General features: G+C 70.1%; 16 protein-coding genes, 1 tRNA gene and 4 pseudogenes. 13 read left to right on the top strand and 8 right to left on the bottom strand.

Annotated elements, in window-relative coordinates:
* Positions 1-80 precede the first annotated feature (80 nt).
* Positions 81-385 (bottom strand): annotated as a pseudogene (locus tag ACFWBB_RS36000) (transposase family protein); the annotation flags it as partial.
* Between the two features lie 421 nt (positions 386-806).
* Positions 807-1,247: a DUF2809 domain-containing protein gene (locus tag ACFWBB_RS36005; protein WP_385281377.1), complete on the bottom strand. Its 441-nt coding sequence runs from the start codon at positions 1,245-1,247 to the stop codon at positions 807-809.
* Positions 1,248-1,553: 306 nt separating this feature from the next.
* Between ACFWBB_RS36005 and ACFWBB_RS36010 the strand changes: the two genes are divergently transcribed.
* Together ACFWBB_RS36010 and ACFWBB_RS36015 are read left to right on the top strand one after the other, a co-directional pair.
* Entirely contained in the window at positions 1,554-2,396 is an 843-nt protein-coding gene (locus tag ACFWBB_RS36010) for a hypothetical protein (protein WP_385281380.1), read from the top strand.
* A gap of 180 nt (positions 2,397-2,576) precedes the next feature.
* Positions 2,577-3,968 (top strand): hypothetical protein, encoded by a 1,392-nt coding sequence (locus ACFWBB_RS36015; RefSeq protein WP_385281383.1) that lies wholly within the window; start codon positions 2,577-2,579, stop codon positions 3,966-3,968.
* Positions 3,969-4,110: 142 nt separating this feature from the next.
* Here the strand turns inward: ACFWBB_RS36015 and ACFWBB_RS36020 are convergent, their stop codons facing one another.
* Positions 4,111-4,362: a hypothetical protein gene (locus ACFWBB_RS36020; RefSeq protein ID WP_385281385.1), complete on the bottom strand. Its 252-nt coding sequence runs from the start codon at positions 4,360-4,362 to the stop codon at positions 4,111-4,113.
* Between the two features lie 101 nt (positions 4,363-4,463).
* Positions 4,464-6,365, bottom strand: a complete 1,902-nt coding sequence (locus ACFWBB_RS36025) for an SMI1/KNR4 family protein (protein WP_385281388.1) — start codon at positions 6,363-6,365, stop codon at positions 4,464-4,466.
* Positions 6,366-6,513: 148 nt separating this feature from the next.
* Here ACFWBB_RS36025 and ACFWBB_RS36030 point away from each other — a divergent pair, with 148 nt between their 5' ends.
* The 7 genes and pseudogenes from ACFWBB_RS36030 to ACFWBB_RS36060 form a co-directional block, all read left to right on the top strand.
* Positions 6,514-6,858, top strand: coding sequence for a hypothetical protein (locus ACFWBB_RS36030; RefSeq protein ID WP_385281390.1), 345 nt, complete (start codon positions 6,514-6,516; stop codon positions 6,856-6,858).
* A gap of 453 nt (positions 6,859-7,311) precedes the next feature.
* On the top strand, positions 7,312-8,733 hold the full coding sequence (locus ACFWBB_RS36035) for a lamin tail domain-containing protein (protein WP_385281393.1): 1,422 nt from the start codon (positions 7,312-7,314) through the stop codon (positions 8,731-8,733).
* Between the two features lie 100 nt (positions 8,734-8,833).
* Entirely contained in the window at positions 8,834-9,367 is a 534-nt protein-coding gene (locus ACFWBB_RS36040; protein ID WP_385281396.1) for a cupin domain-containing protein, read from the top strand.
* 320 nt (positions 9,368-9,687) lie between these two features.
* On the top strand, positions 9,688-12,036 hold the full coding sequence (locus ACFWBB_RS36045; RefSeq protein WP_385281399.1) for an alpha-L-fucosidase: 2,349 nt from the start codon (positions 9,688-9,690) through the stop codon (positions 12,034-12,036).
* 287 nt (positions 12,037-12,323) lie between these two features.
* Positions 12,324-12,560: a hypothetical protein gene (locus ACFWBB_RS36050; protein ID WP_385281402.1), complete on the top strand. Its 237-nt coding sequence runs from the start codon at positions 12,324-12,326 to the stop codon at positions 12,558-12,560.
* A pseudogene (locus ACFWBB_RS36055) lies at positions 12,536-13,399 on the top strand (alpha/beta hydrolase); the annotation flags it as partial. The gene ACFWBB_RS36050 and the pseudogene ACFWBB_RS36055, both read left to right, overlap by 25 nt.
* 182 nt (positions 13,400-13,581) lie before the next feature.
* Positions 13,582-13,789: pseudogene (locus tag ACFWBB_RS36060) on the top strand (hypothetical protein); the annotation flags it as partial.
* Positions 13,790-13,865: 76 nt separating this feature from the next.
* On the opposite strand, the gene ACFWBB_RS36065 reads toward ACFWBB_RS36060, so the two are convergent.
* Together ACFWBB_RS36065 and ACFWBB_RS36070 are read right to left on the bottom strand one after the other, a co-directional pair.
* Positions 13,866-14,672 carry a pentapeptide repeat-containing protein gene (locus ACFWBB_RS36065; RefSeq protein WP_385281405.1) on the bottom strand — a complete coding sequence of 269 codons (807 nt, stop codon included), beginning with the start codon at positions 14,670-14,672 and terminating at the stop codon, positions 13,866-13,868.
* Positions 14,602-15,027 (bottom strand): hypothetical protein, encoded by a 426-nt coding sequence (locus ACFWBB_RS36070; RefSeq protein WP_385281408.1) that lies wholly within the window; start codon positions 15,025-15,027, stop codon positions 14,602-14,604. The genes ACFWBB_RS36065 and ACFWBB_RS36070 overlap by 71 nt, the downstream gene beginning before the upstream one ends.
* Before the next feature lie 465 nt (positions 15,028-15,492).
* Between ACFWBB_RS36070 and ACFWBB_RS36075 the strand changes: the two genes are divergently transcribed.
* A tRNA-Met gene (locus ACFWBB_RS36075) sits at positions 15,493-15,566 on the top strand.
* 213 nt (positions 15,567-15,779) lie between these two features.
* Positions 15,780-15,953: pseudogene (locus ACFWBB_RS36080) on the top strand (ergot alkaloid biosynthesis protein); the annotation flags it as partial.
* 420 nt (positions 15,954-16,373) lie between these two features.
* On the opposite strand, the gene ACFWBB_RS36085 reads toward ACFWBB_RS36080, so the two are convergent.
* Positions 16,374-16,772, bottom strand: a complete 399-nt coding sequence (locus ACFWBB_RS36085; protein ID WP_385281410.1) for a DUF5994 family protein — start codon at positions 16,770-16,772, stop codon at positions 16,374-16,376.
* A gap of 998 nt (positions 16,773-17,770) precedes the next feature.
* Here ACFWBB_RS36085 and ACFWBB_RS36090 point away from each other — a divergent pair.
* Together ACFWBB_RS36090 and ACFWBB_RS36095 are read left to right on the top strand one after the other, a co-directional pair.
* Positions 17,771-18,265, top strand: a complete 495-nt coding sequence (locus tag ACFWBB_RS36090; protein ID WP_385281412.1) for an Asp23/Gls24 family envelope stress response protein — start codon at positions 17,771-17,773, stop codon at positions 18,263-18,265.
* Positions 18,266-18,396: 131 nt separating this feature from the next.
* Positions 18,397-19,626 (top strand): PP2C family protein-serine/threonine phosphatase, encoded by a 1,230-nt coding sequence (locus ACFWBB_RS36095; protein ID WP_385281449.1) that lies wholly within the window; start codon positions 18,397-18,399, stop codon positions 19,624-19,626.
* A gap of 172 nt (positions 19,627-19,798) precedes the next feature.
* On the opposite strand, the gene ACFWBB_RS36100 is transcribed toward ACFWBB_RS36095, so the two are convergent.
* Complete coding sequence (locus ACFWBB_RS36100; protein ID WP_385281415.1) at positions 19,799-20,998, bottom strand: hypothetical protein; 1,200 nt, start codon at positions 20,996-20,998, stop codon at positions 19,799-19,801.
* Between the last annotated feature and the right edge of the window lie 49 nt (positions 20,999-21,047).

The raw sequence follows: 21,047 nt of genomic DNA on the forward strand, positions 1-21,047 counted from the left end.
TCGACCCCGACCGTGCCTTCGCACCACCGGTAGATCTTGCTGCCTGAGCGCCTACTTGACCCGCCAGCGACATGAGATGTCTTCGACTGCTCGGCAACCGCGTCATCCCGCGTGGGACCAGAGTGCCGTCGACGCTCAGCACGGCGTCCTTTCGGAACCGCTTGCGGGGTTGGAGCGCGAGCGACGCCCCGAGGTGACCGATGATGCGGTCAGCGGCTGACTTGGACGCCCCGACCAGCGAGGCGAGCTGCCGCTGCGTCAAGTTCGTACGCCAGTAACCCGCTAACAGCAGGATCCGGTCCTCCAGGGGCAGGCACCACGGCCGGCCCTTGCGTACCGGGTCCGCACCTCGCGCCGCATCGCAGTGACAGCTTGCCGAAGTCATCAGCCATCTCGGCGCAAGCGGGCAGACCGGGCTCATCGACGGCACCGAGATCCGGCTCTGGCGCCCGACCGCCGGACCCAAGGACCGAGAAGGTCATCTCCGGCAAGAACCCGCAGAACGCCGTAAAGTCCATGATCGTCACGGACGCTGACGGGCGCTGCTGTTCTGCAGCCCGGCCGCACCCGCCAGCTGCGCGCGCATCACCCAGGCCCGGCAGTTGGGCCTGGTCAAGCTCCTGGCCGGCGGGCCAGGCGTGGAGACTCTTGCCGACGTCGGCTACCGGGGACTGGGCGCTCAGACGGGTGGACGCGCGGTGACGCCACCGCACCCGGCAGCCATCATGCCCGCACACTCATGCCGGACTCCGTTGCATGGGGATCACCGGGCTGAACAATCGACGAGCCACAAGATTTGGAGCGGTTCAGCCTCGACCGTGCCCGGCACCATGGCGTGAGGAGAAGGAACCGACTGCGGTGTGGATGAGCCAGCCCACGACCGCGCCGACTGCGTACCAGAAGAGGTCGGGCGCGTTGAAGGTGGAACCCAGCACGAGGCGGGCAAGAGTGCTGCGCTGCGAGAGTTCAGCCGGCACCTGGCTGAACTGCAGGAACTCGACTGCCCAACTGACGGCCAGCGCGCCTGCCGCGGCCGTCGGTGGCGTGACCCGCGGTGCCACCAGCACGACAAGAGTGAGGAGCAGGAGGGTATACAGCGCGTCTCCGCCGTATTTGGCCACGTCCCCTGCCGCCACAGCCCTGAGTCCCAACCCCGCACCGACGGTCACCACCGCGGCGCCGGCCGCCGTCAGACGGGTTTGTACCAGGTCGGCGGAGCCGTAACGGGTTTCGAAGATGCGAGCCACAAAGTCATACTGCCGGACGGCCGGTGCTCGCAGTGGAACGCACCGCAGGCCGGATGCAGCGTGCGGACCGATTCGCAGGCGGGGTGACGTGCCTGCCGACCCCAGTCGGCTCCTGGGTGGGCGACGGCGCACCGGCCGTCGTCGTGCGCGAACGACTTGGAAGGGCGGCGGGGCCACTTCGCCGCCTTCGACCTGCACACGGGGTTCGGCCCGGTCACCATGCCGCAGCCCGCAAGCTGCAGCGCCGGCTCGCCAGGACGGCGTTTCGCCCGTCCTGGGTCCTGCCAGAGGTTCTAGGCTCGGCCCGTGGGGCAACCTGAGCAGCGCGCCGAGGGCGCGGGACCGTTCACCACCCGGCTCACCTGGCACCTTCCCGACGGCGGCACCGCCGTGTGGGAGTCCCGGCTCGCGCGGCGCCGTGGGGTGCTCGCCGTCCGTCCCCTCAGTGCGGCGGCCACTCGTCACATCCGTGCGGACGCCATCTCCATCACCCGGCTGCGCCGACTCAACGCCATCGCCGCGATCGCCTTCATCATCGGCGGGGCGCTCTTCGCGGCCGGCGCGGCCGTCGGCCAACTCGGCTCCGGCGACGCCACCGAGTGCGCCTCGATCTACTTCGCGGGCGGACTGTTCTTCACCACCGGCGGGTACGTCTCGCTGCTTCAGGTGATCAACGCACCTCGCCACGTCCCCGGCGGCGAAGGACGGTTGGTCACCCGCCACTGGCGATGGTGGAGCTACGAGCCGACGCGGGTGGACTGGCTGAGCACGTTCGTCCTCTTCGCGGGCACACTCGTCTTCGCCGTCGACCTGCTGGACTCCTTCCTGCAGGGCCTGAGCGTCCAGCAGGTCAACCGGCTGATCTGGGCGCCCGACGTGATCGGCTGCATCCTCTTCCTGATCTCCGGCCACCTGGCCTTCGTCGAGATCTGCCACGGACGGCTCTGCGTCCGGCCGCACGACCTCGGCTGGTGGATCGTCGCCGCCAACCAGCTCGGGTCCATCCTGTTCATGGTCGCGGCCCTTGCCGCGTACACCCGCCCCGCCACCGGCAGCCTCGTCAACGCAGACATCGCCAACTGGGGCACACTCACCGGCGCCCTGTGCTTCTCCCTCGCAGGCATCCTCCAACTCGGCGAACACTCATAGGGCTCGTGGCCTCCGGCCGACGGCACGGGCCCGTCGGACAGGCACGGCACATGTTTCGCTGCGCTCTCGTAATTCTCGTGCGTCGGCCTGCGGCACCTCATACGATCTCCCCATCGCTCGAACGCCAGTACGCATCGGAGCACTGGATGCGGGCACCGGAGCCGGAGGTACCACTTGACCATGTCTTTCGGCACGCGATCGCGTGCCGTTCTCGCCTTTCTGGGAACCATCGGCCTGGTACTGGCCGCCGCCGCGTCGCCCGCGAGCGCGGCCGGCAGGACGCCCACCGTGCCCACTGATCTGTTCAACGGCCACCAGAGCTGCTCGACCGACGCGGATCGACCCACATACCTGTGGGCCGGCACCGGTCTCGGCGTCGAGGGCATCCCGGGAACCACCGACACCGCCGACAACTCACTGGTCACCGTGCAGTATCGGGTCTGGCCGGTCGTCGACCCGAGCGGCATCACCACGGCCACCCGTCCCAACGCGCTCCCGGGCATCGAGGCCCCGGCCACACTGCCGGCCGCCGCGCTCACCGACGGGCGGACCTACGCGTGGCAGGCACAGACGGTGGCCGACGGCACGGCCTCGAACTGGTCGGCCCCCTGCTACGTCACGATCGACAACACCCGTCCGGTGACCACGCCCGCCATCTCCTCAGCGAACTACCAGCAGGGCGTGTTCAACCCGGGTGGCGCTCAGGCCCAGTTCACGCTGAGCGCCGAAGACGACGACGATGTCACCGGATTCGAGTACGCCTGGCTGCTGCCCCTCCCGATCGTCGGCATCGCCCACATCGGTGATCACGGCATCCCGCAGTTCGTGGACCCGTACTCGCAACCCAGGAACTTCATGCGCGCCGACGCCCCCGGCGGTTCGGCGACGGTCAGCCTGGTTCCGCCGAACGGCTCCGGTCCGAAGACCCTGTGGGTGCGAAGCCTGGACCGGGCCTTCAACGCGTCGGAGATCACCAGCTACATGTTCTACGTCAGCCCCACGGGGCCCAGCGTCACCCCAGCCGTCCCGTCGCCCGAGTTCGGCGAGCCGACCGAGTTCACGCTCCAGCCCGCTCCTGGACTCCAGGCGACGAACCCGGTCGTCAGCTACTCCATTCAGACCATCGGCGGTCAGGCCTACGGCAACACCATCGAGGTCGCGGCGGAGACGGACGGTACGGCGAAGGTGACCGTCGTCCTGGACGGAATCTACGGCGAGGCGCTTGAGGTGTCCAGCAAGAGCGCAGACGGGTGGGTCTCCGACGCGGGCCGGTGGAGCAGCACCTACGACACCACTCCCACAGTCGTTTCGGACGTCTACCCCGAGAACGGTCCGGGCGGTGGAGTGGGAGTCCCGGGCTCCTTCACGTTCACGTCGAAGGTGAAGGACGTCGTCAGCTACACGTATTCCCTCAACGGGGATCCCGAGGTCACGATCGCCGCGGGCGACGACCACTCCGCGAGCATCGGCTGGACCCCCGCCTCCGACGGCTCCTACGACCTTCAGGTCTACGGGACAACCAGCTCGGGCATGCAACTGGCCTCCTACGACTACTACTTCACCGTGAACTGAAGCCAGTGATCGTCAGCAGAGGGGCAATGCACGAGCGTCCGGCGCCGCGCCGGGCGCTCGTTGCCGTTCCCAGGGCCCGCTGCCCGCGCAGCACTTGAGCAGCTGCGAGGGACAGCGGGGCGCCGAGAGAGACGGAAAGGCGTCAGCTGTTGGAGCCGACGGTGTTGTCGTCGCCCGCGTTGAACACGTCGTCGCCCGCGAACTGCAGCCAGTCACCGAAGACGATGGTGTACGACGGCTGCGGACCGATGTCCACGTTCACGTGGTTCAGCCGCTTGGTGCACAGCCGTCCCGCGGTCAGCCGCCGCCGGCACCGAGGCCGGCGGGCTCTCCGGTCCGGCGCCACCTCGTGCGGCGCCACCTCGTGCGGCGCCACCACGTGCGGCGCCACCACGTGCGGCGCGCTCCTGCGGCGCGCTCGATCCTGATCGAGGCCCTGGACCCTGCCGAGGCAGTGATGCACACCGCGAGGCCGCCGCCGACCTGAAGCCGAGTTCAGGGCCGGTGCCGCCCCATGCTGATGTAGGCGTAGGCGAACCCCTCGCCCTCGCGCGGCGCCCGGGTCCAGGACCGGGTGGTGAAGGTGCGGAGCCTGCCCTGGGTCAGCGCGAAGCGGGGCAGCGAAAGCCCGAGTTCGGTGTGCAGGGCCTGCAACGCACGCAGCTCGCCGTCCGGTTCGGTGTCCTCCGGGCGGAACAGCAGTTCGGGGTCCAAGGCCTCGGGTACCTCGCCGGAGCGCTGGATCTCCCTACCCCGCACGGTGAACGCGTAGAGCTCCTGGCCTTGTTCGGCGACCGACAGGTGGAACGCGGACGGGTGGTCACCCGAGGGCGAGGGCCTCGGGTCGCGCCACACCACCACCGCGCGGCCGGCCGAGGAGGCGGACGCAGCGGGAGACAGAAACAGCTTGTTCAAGTAGTGGTGGGAGTGGCCGTCGAAGGCGAAGGCCCACGATTCGACGGTGCGGCCGACGGCCACCACGGCCCGGTCTTCCCAGAGTTCCACGCCCTCCCTCTCGTGCGGCTTGGGTGCCCGCCAGGACGCGATGCGCGGATCCGCGGGCGCGCTCAGTCCGGCGCCGGCCTCGCCGATCAGGGCGGGCAGGCGGGCAGGGTCGATCCCCTCGACCCAGACACAGCGGTATCCGTCGAGCGTCTGCCGGTTCACCGCAGGCTCCGTCAGCCAGGCAAGGCCCGGCGGGTCCAGATCGGGCACCGGCTCGGGAGCGGGTCCCGTCTCCCCGGCCCGCGGTGTCGCGAGGATTTCCCGCCCGCGCTCCGGGGTGACCAACGGGCCCAGGACCGGATCGGCGAGCAGACCGATCGGGGCGATCAGTGAGGGCCCGGGCGCCTCCCACAGCGGGAGTGCGTCGCGCAGCACCCGCCACGCGGCGTCGGTCGCCCCCAAGCGGGCCATCTCCCGGGCCTCGGCGACGGCTCGGCCCCATGGTCCGGGAGGCGCGTAGCGATGGGTGCCGTCCCGCGTCGTGCTCAGTGCGGTCTCGGCGGTCTCCCGGGCGGTCCCGCGGGCGGTCATCATCCCGAGCCAGTGGTCGTCTCCGCCCAGCCGCCATTCGCCGCGTGCCGGCGTCATGGCCTGCACAGGCAGAATCTCGGGGAGGTAGCGCGGGTCGGCCGCCAGGTTGCCGTAGTCCCGGGAGCTGCGCGGAGCCAGCAGATGTCTGAGCTGGTTCAGCAGGACGGCGCTGTGCGGGCGTCCGAAGGACAGCGCCTCCTCGAGCAGGGGCAGGGCCTGCTCGTACCGTCCGCGCAGGGACAGCAGGCGGGCCTCCTCCACATGGGCGTCCTGAGCGCGCGTGGTCGCGTTGACGAAGTCGGCTCTCTCCGTCCGGTCGGAGTGGAAGCCGCGGTACATGGCCTCCATGTAGGCACGGAACGACGGGTAACGGTCCGGGTATTCACCGCTCCAGCCTTTGTACACGTAGAGCGCCCACTCGCCGTCCTGGTCGCTGTTGCCCGGGTCGAGCAAGGCGTACGACATGTCGGAGTCCGTCTCCAGCCGCAGCGCCCGCTGCCACATCCCGGCCAGCAGGACGTCCTCCTGGCACGGGTTGTCGCCCAGATTCTCCTCGTACAGCGGAGTCATGTCGTACGGATCCTGAAACCAGCCGATGTCCGCGACACCGCCGAGTTGGTAGACCCCGGCCGTCTGGTCCACCTGCCACCCGTCGCTCACGGCCAGGAACTCCCGGTACGAGGGCGGCAGCCGCCGCCCCAGCCGCTCCTCGGCCGCGGCGATCGCCGGCTCCTGCGCCCCGGGCCTGCCCGGGTGGACAACGGTCTGCCCGTCGTCGTCCGCATCCGCATCCGCGCGCGGGACCCACTCCTCCTGCCAACGTCCCAGAAACTCGCGCCAGTTGAAAGATTCACCACTCATGGCCGGATGGTGTCATCCGGCACCGACAACGGCTCCCGAAAGCGCTTTGCCTTCCGTACGCTTCAGGCCAACAGCTGAGCATGTGTGCACAGGGGACTGAGTACCACAGCGCATGACGGACAGCCCTGCCGCGCGGTGGGATGGGGCCATGAACACCCCAGCTCCGCACCAGAGCACGCTCACCCCGCGAGCGAAGGATCGCTTTGTCATCGGCTGGGCCGTGACCGGGCTCGTGTCGCTCCTGCCGACGGTCGGGCTCGCTTGGCTGGCCGTCCTGGCCACCGAGCGCGGCAGCCGCTGCCTGACCTACGGCGAGCAGTGCTCGACAGTCCCCGGCACCGCCCTCCACGGCATGTTCTGGCTGTCCGTGCTGGCCGGCCTCTCGGCCCTGATATGGCCCCGCGCCCGCTGGACGTACGCGAGGGTCGGGGCCGTGGGGGTGCAGTGGGGCGCTCAGCTCACGCTCGGCGCGATGATCCTCAGCGGCGCTTGACGAAGCCGCACGGCGTCGCGACCGGCGGATGCGGGGTGCCGTGGTCGAGGGAATAATCGTAGGTGTCACCGGCGACGCCGGAGGCCCGCGACCAGCGGGCCGGCGAGGCCGAACTCGGCGGCCGCACAGGAAGCGGCCGAGGGCAGCAGCCGGTGCTGGAGTTCCGCGGCCAGGCGCAGCGACGTGGTGCGAGAGCGGCAGCCCGGCCGTCTCCAGCGCGGCGCGGTAGACGTCGATCCGGGCACGGGCACTGCCGCCCCCGCCGGACCAACCAGCACCGGGAACCCCCGTCCAGGCCCGGGCACCGTTCGCAGCCGCAGCAGGGCTCACAGCCAGGAGGCTCCGGGACTTCCGCCACCGTTCACAAGGGGTCTGCCTCGATGAAGGAACTCCATTCAGGTTGTGAAGGAACGGTCATACCGCCCTGATCACGACAACTCCAGGATGGACCAAGTGACTGCTTCGACCACCCGCCGCCGGCGCAGAGGCCTTGTCCGATTCCTTGTCGCCGGACCGCTGCTGACCGCAGGCGCCCTGACCGCCGTCCCGGCCCATGCGGCACCCGCCGACGAGGTCCGTATCAACGAGGTGGTCACCACTGGCGACGTCAACGACTCGATCGAGCTGTTCAACAAGGGAACTGCCACGATCGACGTCTCGGGCTGGATCCTGAAGGACGACGACAACACCCACAGCTACAAGATCGCTTCAGGGACCACGCTCGGTCCGGGGGCCTACCGGGCGTTCGATGTCCACGACAAGTTCGGGCTGGGCTCCGACGACGACGCCCGCCTCTATTCGGCGGACGGCAAGACCCTGGTCGACAGCTTCTCCTGGAGCGGTCACTCCGCCCCCTCCTGGTCGCGCTGCCCCGACGGCACCGGCAACTTCGAGCAGGCGGCCGTGACCCTCGGAGTCCACAACACCTGTGGCGCCGGCGGTGGCGGCGGCACTACCCCCGTGGCGTGGCCCGGCAGCAGCACGGTCACGACCGCCGACGCGTCCAACGTCTTCGGTGAGGACCTCAGCGGCCTGTACCAGGAAGGCAGCGTGATGTGGGGTGCCCAGAACAGCGGCGAGTTGTGGCGCCTGGTCCGCGACGGCTCCGGCGGGTGGCAGCCCGACACCACGAACGGCTGGGGCTCCGGCAAGAAGGTGCACTACCCCAATGGCTCGGGCACTCCCGACGACGAGGGCGTCACCCTCACCGGTTCCGGTTCGACGGGCGGCGTGTACCTGGCCAGCGAGCGCAACGGTGACGCCTCCGGCACCAGCCGGCTGTCCGTGCTGCGCTACGACATCTCCGGCAGCACCACCGCACTGACCGCCGCGCGGGAGTGGAACCTCACGTCGGACCTGCCCTCGGCCGGCTCCAACCTCGGCCTCGAAGGCATCACCTGGGTACCCGACAGCTACCTGACCGCCGCCGGGTTCAGGGACGCCTCGACCGGCGCGGCCTACGCCCCGGGCGTCTACGGCTCGCACACCGGTGGCGTGTTCTTCCTGGGCGTCGAAGGCACCGGCATGGTCTACGGCTACGTTCTGCAGGACTCCGGCGCCTTCAGCCGCGTCGCCTCCATCAGCACCGGCATGGGGGGCGTCATGGAACTGCAGTGGGAACCGCAGACCTCACGCCTGTGGTTGGTCTGCGATGACACCTGCAGCGGTCAGCACCGCACCATGCAGGTCGATGCCTCCGGAGCCTTCGCCACCACCGCGGTCTACAACCGCCCCAGCGGCATGCCCAACTACAACAACGAGGGCTTCTCCCTGGCCGGCAGCGACGAATGCACCACCGGCTCCAAGCCGGTGTACTGGGCCGACGACACCAACGACGGCGGCCACGCCATCCGCAAGGGCACCATCACCTGCTGACCGGCGGCCCAGGGGCCCCGACCCTCCATCGGGTCGGGGCCTCCGGCGGCGCTGCCCGTACAAGGCTCGCGAACTGCGACAATCCAAGGGTGCCCTGATCATGTGGGGCGCGTCGGGAACCGGCGGCTTCCGGCATTGCTCGGCAGGGCCGGCCCATGCCGGTGGTGGAGAAGGCAAGGCGTATCGGATGGTGGCAGCGGTGACTGCGGAAGACGGCAACTCCTCTAGCCCGGCCGACGGAGCGCCGGTGCCTCGGATTCTGTTCGACACCGGAACGCTGGATGAGCTGGGTACGGCATCGACGGGCGCGGTGTGGCGACTGTCGGAGCCAGGTCGGCAACTCGACGCCAACATCGTCCGGATCCCGGCCGAGCAGCACGTCGAAGCCCACGCCGAGCCGGACCTGGACGTCCTCCTGCTGGTAGTGGCCGGAGAGGGCACCTTGGTCACCTCCGACGGACCGTGCCCCCTGAGCGAAGGCAGCCTCACCTGGTTGCCCCACGGCTCCACCCGAGGCCTTGTCGCGGGCGAGCGGGGCATGTCGTACCTGACTGTTCACCGGCGGCGACCCGGCATGCGGATCCAGCCCGCCGGAAGCCACCGGGATCGGGGATCCGGCCGGCCGCGGTCCTGAACCCGCGAGCACCTTCCCGGACCTGGACCCGTAGCGCACGAGGACCTGCGGACGCGGTCCCCGTCCCGTGCCACCGAACTCGGCCTCGAAGACACCCTGGGCCACTCGGAGGCCGTCGGCTGACTGATCTCCTCGCCCCGCACGGTCAGAAGCTCCAGGCGCTGGGCGAGTTGCGTCGGGCCGCTGTCCTTCCAGACGCAGGCGTCCGAGCCGCCCCACATGTCATCCTACCTATCTCCTCAACTACCGCCCCCTTCCGCGCCATTGACAGCGTTGCGTACCCACCCAATCATTAGACATCCGATGAATGGGAGTCGCTCATGGGTACGTATCCGAGACGTCAGGTCCTGGGCACCGCAGCCGGAATCGCCACCGCGGCAGCCCTTCCCCTCACCTCAACGACCGCCGCACACGCCGTCGAACCTCTCGCCGGACACGCCGGGCCGTGGGCTCCCGTCCCCGACCCCGTCCCTGTTCCGCTCGATGCCCTCTACGACAACGACGGCGTCGACACCGCCTCCGCACGGGGCGGCGACTTCGACGGCTCGGGCTACACGTTCCCGGGCGAGGAACTTCCCACGGGCCGTGTCGAAGTCGACGGCGTGCCCTTCGTCTTCCCGGCCTCGGCTGCCGGCGCGAAGAACAATGCCGTCGCACTCGGCCAGCGCGTCGAACTGCCCGAAGGCCGCTACCTCTCGGCCGTCTTCCTCACCGCGGGCAGCTACGGCAACGCCTCCGGCGCAGCCACGGTCCACTACGCGGACGGCTCGACCACGACCGCCACCCTCGGCGGTTCCGACTGGTACTCCGCGGGCGGATCCCTGTCGGCGCCGTACCGCTACGGACCGGACGGCGCCAGGGACGAACACCGGGTGGGGATCGGCACGTCCGCGCTGTGGCTCGACCCACAGCGCGACGCCGTGGCGATCACACTCCCGGTGACCAACCCGGCCCAGGCGAACAAGACGTCGCTCCACGTGTTCGCGCTGTCCCTGCAACCTGCCGCTCAGGGACGCGCGCTGGCCCTGCTCGGGGCCCGGTCCACGAACTCGCTCCTCGAATCGTCCGGCGCCCAGAGCATCGAGGCCACCGTCGTCAACGCGGGGACGGTCGCCGTCCTGGCCGCGGACGACGTGTCGGTGCGCGTCGATGTTCCGGGAGCCCGCACCGTCGAGGCCGCTCGCATCCGCCGTCTGGACCCCGGCGAGCAGGCGCGCATCCGCGTGGGCATCCGCAACCGTGCGGGCACCTCCCCCGGCACGGCCCGGGACGGCTCGGTGACCGTCACCGGACGCGGAACGCAAGTCGTCACGCAGAAAAGCCGGTTGACCCTCGGCGTCGCCGACTACCAGCCCACTGATGCTTCTCTCTCCGGCCACCAGGCGCCGTACTGGTTCCAGGGCGCCAAGTTCGGCATCTTCATCCACTGGGGCGTCTACTCGGTGCCCGCCTGGTCGCCGGTCGGAAAGCAGTACGCCGAGTGGTACTGGAACCACATGCAGGATCCCGGAAACGCCGTCTTCGCATATCACCGCGAGAAGTACGGCGAAGATTTCGCGTACGACGACTTCATCCCGATGTTCACCGCGGAGAAGTTCGATCCACGCGCCTGGGTCGAACTGTTCCGGGACGCGGGCGCGGAATACCACGTGCTGACCTCGAAGCACCATGAAGGCTTCGCCCTGTGGGACACGAAGGTCTCCGAGCGCAGCTCCGTGAAGATGGGCCCGAAACGGGACCTCGTCAAGGAACTCTTCGACGCGTCCCGCCGCTACGCACCCGAGCTCCACCGGGGGCTCTACTTCTCGATGCCCGAGTGGTTCAACCCGGACAATCCCTGGACCGGTCACGGCCCGCGCAATCCGTACACCCAGGAGCCGGTGCCGTACACGGGCTACACCGCGGGCAAGGACTATGTGAAGGACTACCAAGCTGCGCAGATGGAGGAACTGATCCACGGCTACGACCCCGAGGTCATCTGGTGTGACATCGGTGGCGCCAACGACAGCCTCCATGTCCTCGCCGACTACTTCAACCACGCGAAGAACCGCGCCCGGCCCGTCGAGGTCACCGTCAACGACCGTGCGGGCATCGCCTTCCACGACTTCACAACGCCCGAGTACACGACGTACGACAACACGGTCGTGGCCAAGTGGGAGTCCAGCCGCGGCCTGGACCCGTTCAGCTACGGCTACAACCAGGCGACACCGAACGACGCTTACATGACGACCGAAGCGGTGGTGCGCAGTCTCGTCGACGTCGTCTCCAAGAACGGCAACTTCCTCCTCGACATCGGCCCGCGCGCCGACGGCACCATCCCCGAGATCATGCAGACCCGGCTGCGTGAGACGGGCCGCTGGCTGCGCACCAACGGAGAGGCGATCTACGACACCACGTACTGGTCCCGGATGGCAGAACTCGGCGAGGACCTGCGGTTCACCGTCCGCCCTGACGAGGCCTTCTACATCCACTCCCTGGCCGAGCCGGGCGCCAAACTCGCCATCGAGGCGCCGATCCCGATCCGCGGCGGCGACAAGGTGACGATGCTCGGCCACGGCCGGCCCCTGACATGGACTCTCAGCAACGGGGCGCTGGTGATCGACGTCCCCGAAGCCGCACGCAAGGCGGGGCAGCACGCGTGGGTCTTCAAAGTGCACTGGCGTGCCTGAGACCCCTGGGACACCCTGAGCACGAGCGTCGCACCGTCAGGTGCTCCGGCGCCGGGTTCACCGCCCACGCTGCGCGCGGCCCTGGCGGCGCGGCTCCACACCGAGCCGCCGGCACCGCCAGGGTCCCCGCGACCAGTGGCCAGGACAAGCCGCAGGACCAGGGGGCCGGTGCCTGGCATCCCCACAACCCGCCGCGGCGCCGACCGGCCCGGCCCTACCTACGCAGGATGCTCCCAGAACGTCTCCCGGAGCCCTGGCCCTGCTCCGCGATCACTACAGTGACATGCATGCACCGATCACGAATGTACGCGTTGATCGTGGACGCTCCGGAGCAGGAGGCTTCGGCGGCGGCCCGGCTCTGCTCAGCCGCTCTGGGCGTACCCGCCCGTGTCGACTCGGCAGAGCCCCAGTTCACGTCGCTGGTCGGCGCTGTGGACCAACTGGCCACCGTGATCCAGTCGGTTGATGATGCGCCGCGTATGCACATCGACATCGAGACCGACGACTCGTCGACCGCTGCGTGACCTTCTTCGAACTCGACACGGGGCACTGGCCGATGCTCTCCGCCCCGGACGAGCTTGCCGCCGTGCTGCTCAAGGCCGCTGCGGGGGACGGGTATCGGCTGGACCCCGCGGCAGGTGAGCGGCCGGCGCATCTGCGGCCGTTCGTCCTCGACGTGCCGGAGCGGCCGCGCGAACGTGTGGGACGCGTCGACCTCCACCTGCCCGAAGCGGAGGGCCCCCGCCCCGCGGTGGTGTTCGTGCACGGCGGTCCCGTGCCCGTCGGCGTGGCGCCGACCCCGCGCGAGTGGCCGGCCTTCATCGGCTACGGCCGGTACGTGGCGAGCCTGGGCGCGGTCGGCGTGACGGTGGACCACCGGCTGCACGACCTCGCCGACTACGAGCGGGCCGCCGACGACGTCTCCGCGGCGGTCGAACGCGTCCGAGCCGACCCGCGCGTCGACCCAGACCGCGTCGCGCTCTGGTTCTTCTCCGCCGGCGGGCTGATTGCGACGGACTGGATCGCGGCGCCCCCGCCGTGGCTGCGCTGCGTGGCCGCGTCGTACCCGGTCCTCGCTCCGCTGCCGAACTGGGGCCTGACCGACACCCGTTTCCGGCCCGCGGCCGCGCTGCGCACCGCCGGTGCGCTGCCGATCGTGCTGACCCGGGTGGAGCGGGAACGCGTGGAGATCGCGGCGACCGTCGAGGAGTTCCTCGCCGCCGCGGCGGCCCATGGACGGGACATCGAGGTGATCGACGTCCCGGAGGGCCTGCACGGCTTCGAGACGACGGACTCCACCGAGGAGACCCGTCAGGCCGTGCGCGACGCGGTGCGCTCCGTACTCGCCCACCTCGAGAACTGACCGAACGACGGTCTCCACACCCTGCGTCGCGGCTGAGTGCCTGGACTTACGTGACGGGCTGGGCAGCAACTACTCCGCCCGGGACTGGCGGAGCGCGTCTTCGCCCAGCCCGCGAGGTCGAGGTCGCAGCCCTCGAACTCGGGAAGGCAGAGAAGGTGCGGACCAGCAGGTCCTCACATGGTCTGACCGAGCGGGAGGAGAAGAACGGCGTCGCCATCGCCTCCGACGAACGGTTCGGAAGGACGAAGACCTCCACCGGCCCGTGGCTTTGCGCGGCCATCGTGGACCCGGCTCACCTTCGGCGGCAACATCATCGAGACCGGCGCCGAGGCCTACCGGCTCGCCGGCACCGGAGCCGGGGCCACCGGGCACGATGACTCCGCGCGGTGACCATGGACGCCACAGGGGAGGACCTGCGCGACCGGATCCTCCCGCGTGCGCCAGGTCTTCAGGCCCGCCCCTTCGGTCACGGCATGGACCGCAGGGGCGGGTGCTGCGTCGTTATCCCCGAGGGCTGGAGCAACGGCGGAGGTTCGGGACCGGGGTCCTCGGCAATGACGACGCCGGCGGCCACGTGGTCGAAACCGGCCGGCCAACGAGTGTGCTCGCTGGCCAGCGCGCCGGTCAGACGTGCCTGGAGAAGGTCGGCCGCGCTCAAGTCGGAGCCACGCAGGTCGGCCAGGCGCAGGTCGGCTCGGCGGAAGACAGCACCGCCTGCCGCGGCCTTGCGCAGGTTCGCCTCGCGCAGGTCCGCCTCGGTGAAGTCCGCGTCACGCAAGTCCGTTTCGACCAGCCGGGCACCCCGCAGGTCGGCCAGAACGCAGCGGGCCCGGCGCAGGATCGCCGTCTTGAGGTCGGCGTGGCGCAGGTTGACCGAGACGAGAGACGCCTGCGTCAGGTTGGCGTGGTACAGGCCCGCCGCCTCCATACAGGACCGGTCGAGGTTGACCTCATGCAGCCACAGCCCGTCGCAGTCGGCCCGGCGCAGGTCCGTGACGCCGAGGTTGACCCAGGACTGCTCCCGGGGTTGCAGCAACAACACGCCGAGCCCGGTCAGCGCCACCTGGGCGTCCGCGGCACGGACCTCCAGCGGCACGACGTCGTTGATGGGGACGTCCGTCGCCGGAGCTTCCGGTCCGGCGGGCGGCCAGGGCAGGTGTGTACGCAGGTATGCGGCCAGGATGGAGATGACGGCCTCGCGGTCACGGGCGGAGTGCTCCGCGATCCGCCACAGCGCGTGGAGCCCGCCGATGCGTGTTTTCCGGCTTGTCACTGCCGAGCTGATCGACGGCCCGGCTGAACCGGTCGGTGACATAACCCTCCTGGGTGGCGCGCAGGCCGTCCTGGCTGACGCGCAGCTGCCGCCAGGTGGCGTACGCGCCGAACAGCACGACCATGCCGCCCACGGCCTGCAGAAGTGTCGTACGGACGTCGTTCACCGCTTTCAGCCGGTCCTGCGCAGCGACGCTCGCCCCGGCGAGATCGTGGTCGACCACCACACCCGGCAGGACGAGGAGCACCGCGCCCAGAACGGCCAGCCCCACTGCCCCGGCCAGCAGGGCCGCGATCGCACGATGCCTGACCAGCCGGTCGCGCCACGGCCTGCGAGCGCGGCCCGGCTCCCCCATCTCCATGAGCATGGGAGCCTAGGCGCCGCGCAGAAGACGATCAAGATGCACCACTTCGAGCGGTCGGGATCCTCAGCATCAAATGAGGCGTCCCGCCTGATCCACGCCGCACTGTGAACGCACGCGGACAAGATCTGGAGAAGGGACACGTGCGTATGCCCGGGCAAGCCGGCCGACCATCCCGAGCCCGGCAGCAAGGACCCGCCATTCGCGAACTGGCCCTCGTCCACCGGCTGACGACCACCAGGCTCAACCGGGACGCCAGGTCCGGTCCCCCCTCGGCTGCCGCATACCCGGCGGCCGAGGTATTTGATCACGCCGTGGGCCGTCCATCAGCCCGTCCGCTGGTGGATGGCCGGCACCGCAGCGGCCCGCCCCCCTCAAACGCGGGGCAAAGCTGCTTGCCCGCTCGAAGAGGGCCGTGGACGCACCCGTGTCGATCACTGTGTAGAGTGGCACTACCGCCGCGGGGTGGAGCAGCTCGGTAGCTCGCTGGGCTCATAACCCAGAGGTCGCAGGTTCAAATCCTGTCCCCGCTACGAGGGAGAAGGGGCCCGGCATCAGCCGGGCCCCTTCTCACGTCGTGTCGCCAGTGCCCCGGTGGCCGGAATACCCGCGCTCGTGAATCGGCCCGGGCGGGAGTTTGCTGCGCTTCTGGCTGGACAGCACATCCCAGCCATTGCTTCCGGGTTCCCTCACTCCACCATGTCGAAGTCGCAACACCGCCCCGGTCGCCAGTCCGGTCTCGACACTGGTACGACCCCGCCACCGGCGTCGGCGCTCTCGACGGAGCCGACCGTGCCTACCTCATACCGCCCGTGGGCGACTCCCACCCGGCGGCGGTCATGTTGCCGTTCCTCCGACAGGCCCGCGCTGCCGGCGTGCTTCGCGCGGTGCTCCTGAGCTCCTCGGCCGTTCCCGAGGGCGACCTCGTCATGGCCGCAGCGATGGCGCTCTGTGTCGAGCCGCCGCTGGCCGCGCTGTGCGCATGGCCGGCGATCCGAGACACCGGGGCAACGGGCGTAGGGCCCGAACGCCGTACCGGATCCGCGTCAACCATGCGCACTGGCCGACGGTCGGTCGGAGAGACCTCGATGCACCGCATCACCGCCGGCCCGACCGTCCTGAGCAGCCCCGGCCCGCTGGGCGGTCGTCGCTTCCGTCCGATTCACCCTGGCCGTCGGCTGGTCCCGCAGCTGCGGGACAGCAGTTCACCGGCAACGAGCATGAGACCGTACGTCGGCAGGTCGGCCTGGCCGAGCCAGGACGCCGTGCCCACGGCGGGCCCCTCAGAGCGGACGACTCGGACAGTGAAATTCGTCGACCGGTCCGTCCACCGTTCGAGGTCAGGAGTGACCGGCCGCCGCAGCAGCCATGAACGGCTGCGCGTCCTGCTCGGTGCTGTCCGGGGCGACGACGAGCAGATCCCACCGTCCCTGGCCGGGCGCGAGCAGGACGACGGTGTTCGGGGCGGATGCCGTCGCCGTTCTGCACAGTCGTACGACCTGGTTGGAGACGAGTGTTCGGCCGGGCGTCGCGGACCACTTCGACCCGTTGACGGTGACGCTCGTGATGTGGCCCCACTCGGGCGGCAGTCCGCCCAGAAGGCCGGGAAGCTCGGCAAGCAGGTCGTAGGAGCGGGGCCACCAGGCGCCGTCGATGGGGCGTGGCATGGCGCCGCGGGGCGCCAGGCTCAACCGGAGGAGGGGATGGGAGGGAGGCGGGGGCTGCAATGCGGTGGTCATGTCTGCTCCTGTCGGCTGCCGTGCGGCGGCCGGTGATCAGTGGTCGGTGATCGGGCGCGCGGGTTCGGGCCCGGCGGACGGCGATCCGGGCCGGAGCGGGCCGGCGCACGTCGTGCACCCCACCGAGCCGTTCGAGGAGGCGGACGACGGTGACGCAGAGATCGATCTGGCCGCGGTCGACACCGTGCCGGGCACAGGCGGGTCGGCACGGTGGAAGCCGTGCCGGCTGTTTCGCTCGGGGGCCGGCCCGTCGGGTGGGAAGGGGGAGGTGCTGTCGTAACCCCGGGGCGGCGCGGGGGCGTTCGGCGTCGGCCCCGCCAGGGTGGTGGGAAAGGTGAGCGACATGCCGGGCTCCTTGGCCTCGGTAGGGGTGAACCGCTCCGGGAAGAGCGCGGCAGGGCAGGGGCTGCGGGGGCGACGGATATGGGCAGCGTGCGGTCAGCTGCTCCTGCCGTACACGGTGGGCTGCCTGCGCGAGCCGCTGTCTTCACGCCCCGTGGGAGTGCTGTCGTCTTCGCCTCAGGCGAGGAACCAGCGGAGCGCGTCTGCGGTGGGCCGGGCGACTGCCGGGTACGACGACACTCCCGGCGCGGCTGAGGCACGGTCGAACGAGTGAGCGGCTTCGGCGGCCATAATGCGGAACCTGCCTCGAGCGCGAAGCACCCGGTGTGGTCGAACCAGGAGGACGAGACCGGCCTGAGCGCCGGTGTTTGAAGGATCCTCGACCTCCAACCTACTCCCCCAGGGCCGAGAAGAGGCGGTTTCATGACGGCGGCCCGTTCCGGCACCTCGGTTCAGGTCCCTGCTGCTCCGCAAACCTCGCGTTGCCTCCGGGACGCAGACCTTGCGCCGCCTCCGGCACCACGGCCGATGTCGGACCGGGGCATCTCCGTGGAGGAAGGCCCGCCGTTCGATGTTGCCGATCCCGTTCGCGGCTCGTGAGGATCGGGTACCCGGGGTCTGGACACAGCACATCGGACAGGACTGAGGCGATCGCCATGACGGACACCACTACCAGCGTCGGCTCGGCCGGTCGGCCCGACGCCGGTGTGAGCACACTGAAGGGCCGTACCGGATCCGGGGCTCCGGCGGAGACCCGGGGGAAGACCACCGTCGCGGACGGCGTAGTGGCCAAGATCGCGGGCATGGCCGCCCGTGAGGTGCCGGGCATCCACAATCTCGGCGGAGGGATGGCCCGCGCTTTCGGCGCGATGCGGGAACGCGTGCCTGGTGGAGGCAGCGGTGGCGGCGTCACGCGAGGAGTGAAGGTCGAGGTCGGCGAGCGCCAGGCCGCCGTCGACCTGAACATCGTCGTCGAGTACGGCGCCTCCATCGTCGACGTGACTGGTGACGCGCGCTCCAACGTCATCGGCGCGGTGGAGCGGATGACAGGCCTGGAGGTCGTCGAGGTCAACATCGCCGTCGACGACGTCCACCTTCCCGACGAGGAGGAGGGAGAGGCGTCCGAAGCGGGTGACGGCCGTGTGAGGTGAACCGCCGATCCCCTCGCTGGTCGTCGTGAGAGATTCCGTGGGATGGGCGGCAGAGGCCGTTGCCACGCTGAATCGGCCGGGTGGCTTTGTCGGGAGTTCGTGTGCACCGCTTCCTGAGGATCCACCGGCGCATCCGTCCTGGGCGACGCCGCGCTCCGGGACCGCACGGCCGCCGTGGGACGAGTCGGCCAGAAGGATTCGGCGAGGAACTCCTGGGCACTCTGCTGGACCAGGGTCACGACGTGCCGCCCCATCTCCTCGGTCTGCTCGTCGCGCAGGTGGTGGGCAGGCTCGGCGGCCGGGAGACCTCGGTCTTTCTGCAGGACTACGGCCAGGTGTGGCTGGTGCCCCTGCCGCTCGACGGGCTCGCGGCCGGCGATCCGCAGCCGATCGAGGGCTCCGACGCCGGCCGTGCCTTCCAGGCCGCGCATCGCATCGAAGTGCCGCGGACGGACAGTGTCCGCCTCTACCTGCCCCTCCAGGACGGCGGAGACCAGGTGGGCATCATGGCCGTCACCCTGGACGAGGTGGTGGAGGACGACCGGCGGCTGCTGCGCCGGATCGCCGCTCTGGTGGCCGACATGCTGACGGCGAAGCACGGGTACACCGATCTCTTCTTCCGGGCCCGGCGCAGCGAACCGATGAGTGTGGCGGCGGAGATCGAGTGGTCGCTGCTGCCGCCGCTGGCGATGTCCACGCCCCGGATCAGCCTGGCCGGAGCGCTGGAGCCCGCCTACGACGTGGCCGGCGACAGCTTCGACTACGCCCTCAACGGCGATCTGCTGCACGTGGCCATGGTCGACGCGATGGGCCACGGCCTGGACTCCGCCACGATGGCCACAGTGGCCATCGGCGCGTACCGGCATGCCCGTCGGAGCAGCGTCGGGCTGTCGGAGATCTACGCGTTCATGGACCGGGCCATCGCCGAGCTGTTCGGCCCCGACCACTTCGTGACCGCTCAGATGATGCGCCTCGACACGGCGACGGGCCGCCTCCAGTGGGTCAACGCGGGCCATCCGGCTCCGCTGCTGATCCGCGGGCACCGCGTCGTGCGGCGGCTCCGCGGCCCGACGACGCTCCCCGTCGGCTTCGGCGGTCACGAGCCTGTGATCAGCGAATTCAGCCTCGACCGCGGGGACCGGATCATGTGCTTCACGGACGGACTGGTCGAGGAGCGCGCGGCCGGCGGCGCGGAGTTCGGCGAGGAACAGCTCATCCGCTGGGTGGAGCACGTCGAACGTACGGCACAGGAGGTACCGGCCGTGGCCCGGTCCCTGTCCCACGCGCTCAAGCTGGCCCGGGGCGGCGTCACGACGGACGACGCGTCCCTCCTGCTGGTCGAATGGCGCGGTCCCCGTTGAGCCGAGCCGAGGCTCGCCCCACGCGAACCGCACACGGCCGGCCGCGCTGCGCAACCGCGACTTCGGCGCCCATCTCGAGGCCCGCAGTTCCCGCGGCTTCCGCGCCCGCCCGCGCGGGGGCGGCATCGCGCACCCCGTCCCGAGAAGCCCGATCAGCGATTGCAGGCGAACCCTAGCGGGCGAGGAGCCAGGTTCGGCTGGTGGCGATGGCCTTGAGTTCTTCGGCGGTGACCAACGGGGCAGTGCCGCTCTTCTTGGAAGCCGGACTCGTTGCGTTGTAGGCGGAGACGGACATCCAGAGACCGTTCACCCGGAGTGCGTCGACCCGCAGTTGCACAACTCCCGGCTGCTGCCCCGGCAGTTGCCGGGTGCCCACCTTGGTGCCGTCGGCCAGGGTCTCGTTCCACGACTCCTTGTCGCCGGCGATCCGTGTGGCCTCGACATAGGTCCGCTTCCCGCTCTTCCCGTCGTACACCACGACATGAGCGTCGGCTCCGGAGCCACCCTCCGAGTAGATGTGGAGGCGTTCGGGCAGCAGATCCTTCAACACGGGCAGGATGTCGCCCGGCTCGGCCTCGGAGCCCGGCTGGACCGTACCGAACGCGTTGGGCTCCCCGTCGTCGGCGAAGGAGCCGTCGACGAACATCGCCAGGTAGCGGAGCTTGCCCGGGTTCATACGTGGATTGCGGGTCACCGGCTCTGCCTCGGCGTTCTTGGCGGCCGACACGTTGTTGGTGGCGACCTCGATGAGGTAGCCCTTGGACGAGAGCATCGTGACCGCCCACTTCCTGACCCCACCCGCTTTGCCCGCCTCGGTGTATCCCTTCACGGCGCGGTTGTCGGGCTGTGTCGCGCACTCCTCGTACGGGGAACCCTGTGCGGGCGGACAGGTGATCAGCTTCTTCGTGGCCTGCTCGGCCGGGTCGACGCGGCGCACCGACAGCGTGACCTTCGCCGCGCCGAAGCCGTCCCCGAACTCCAAGGAGGCGGTCGCGGGCCGGGACGCCTCGGAGCTGCCTGCTCCCTGCACCGTCGGGCGCACGACGGCGATCCCGGCGACGCTCATGCCGTTCTGGAGGATGTTCTCCATGTCCTTGGCGGTGACCGTGAAGTGGCCGTAGTCACCCGCCGGTCGCGGGGTCGTGGCAAGGCCGCGGGCCTTGCCGCCACCGTCATGCTCACCGCCCAGGCGGACACCGGCCGTGGCGACGAGGACGACTGCCAGCGCGCTTCCGGCGACAGCGGAGACACGACGGCGGGCCAGCCGGCGCCGGCCGCGCACGAGGCTGCCTTCCGCGAGGGAACGCCGGTCGGTGGTGAAGGTGCCCGCCGTGTCGCGGAGCACCCTCCCGAGCTCGTCTTCAAAGGGCATGCGGAACCACCAGTTTTAGTGTTGGTGCGGACGGGAGAGCGGATCTATG

This window comes from Streptomyces sp. NPDC060000, assembly GCF_042737375.1.
In the GTDB taxonomy this organism is placed as follows: domain Bacteria; phylum Actinomycetota; class Actinomycetes; order Streptomycetales; family Streptomycetaceae; genus Streptomyces.

Bases quoted from the DNA above. Each gene is read 5' to 3' on its own strand.
- ACFWBB_RS36030 (WP_385281390.1), top strand. From the start codon at position 6,514: ATGAACACCCCAGCTCCGCACCAGAGCACGCTCACCCCGCGAGCGAAG.
- ACFWBB_RS36025 (WP_385281388.1), bottom strand. From the start codon at position 6,365: ATGAGTGGTGAATCTTTCAACTGGCGCGAGTTTCTGGGACGTTGGCAG.
- ACFWBB_RS36040 (WP_385281396.1), top strand. From the start codon at position 8,834: ATGTGGGGCGCGTCGGGAACCGGCGGCTTCCGGCATTGCTCGGCAGGG.
- ACFWBB_RS36045 (WP_385281399.1), top strand. From the start codon at position 9,688: ATGGGTACGTATCCGAGACGTCAGGTCCTGGGCACCGCAGCCGGAATC.
- ACFWBB_RS36085 (WP_385281410.1), bottom strand. From the start codon at position 16,772: ATGACCACCGCATTGCAGCCCCCGCCTCCCTCCCATCCCCTCCTCCGG.
- ACFWBB_RS36050 (WP_385281402.1), top strand. From the start codon at position 12,324: ATGCACCGATCACGAATGTACGCGTTGATCGTGGACGCTCCGGAGCAG.
- ACFWBB_RS36090 (WP_385281412.1), top strand. From the start codon at position 17,771: ATGACGGACACCACTACCAGCGTCGGCTCGGCCGGTCGGCCCGACGCC.
- ACFWBB_RS36070 (WP_385281408.1), bottom strand. From the start codon at position 15,027: ATGGGGGAGCCGGGCCGCGCTCGCAGGCCGTGGCGCGACCGGCTGGTC.
- ACFWBB_RS36100 (WP_385281415.1), bottom strand. From the start codon at position 20,998: ATGCCCTTTGAAGACGAGCTCGGGAGGGTGCTCCGCGACACGGCGGGC.
- ACFWBB_RS36015 (WP_385281383.1), top strand. From the start codon at position 2,577: ATGTCTTTCGGCACGCGATCGCGTGCCGTTCTCGCCTTTCTGGGAACC.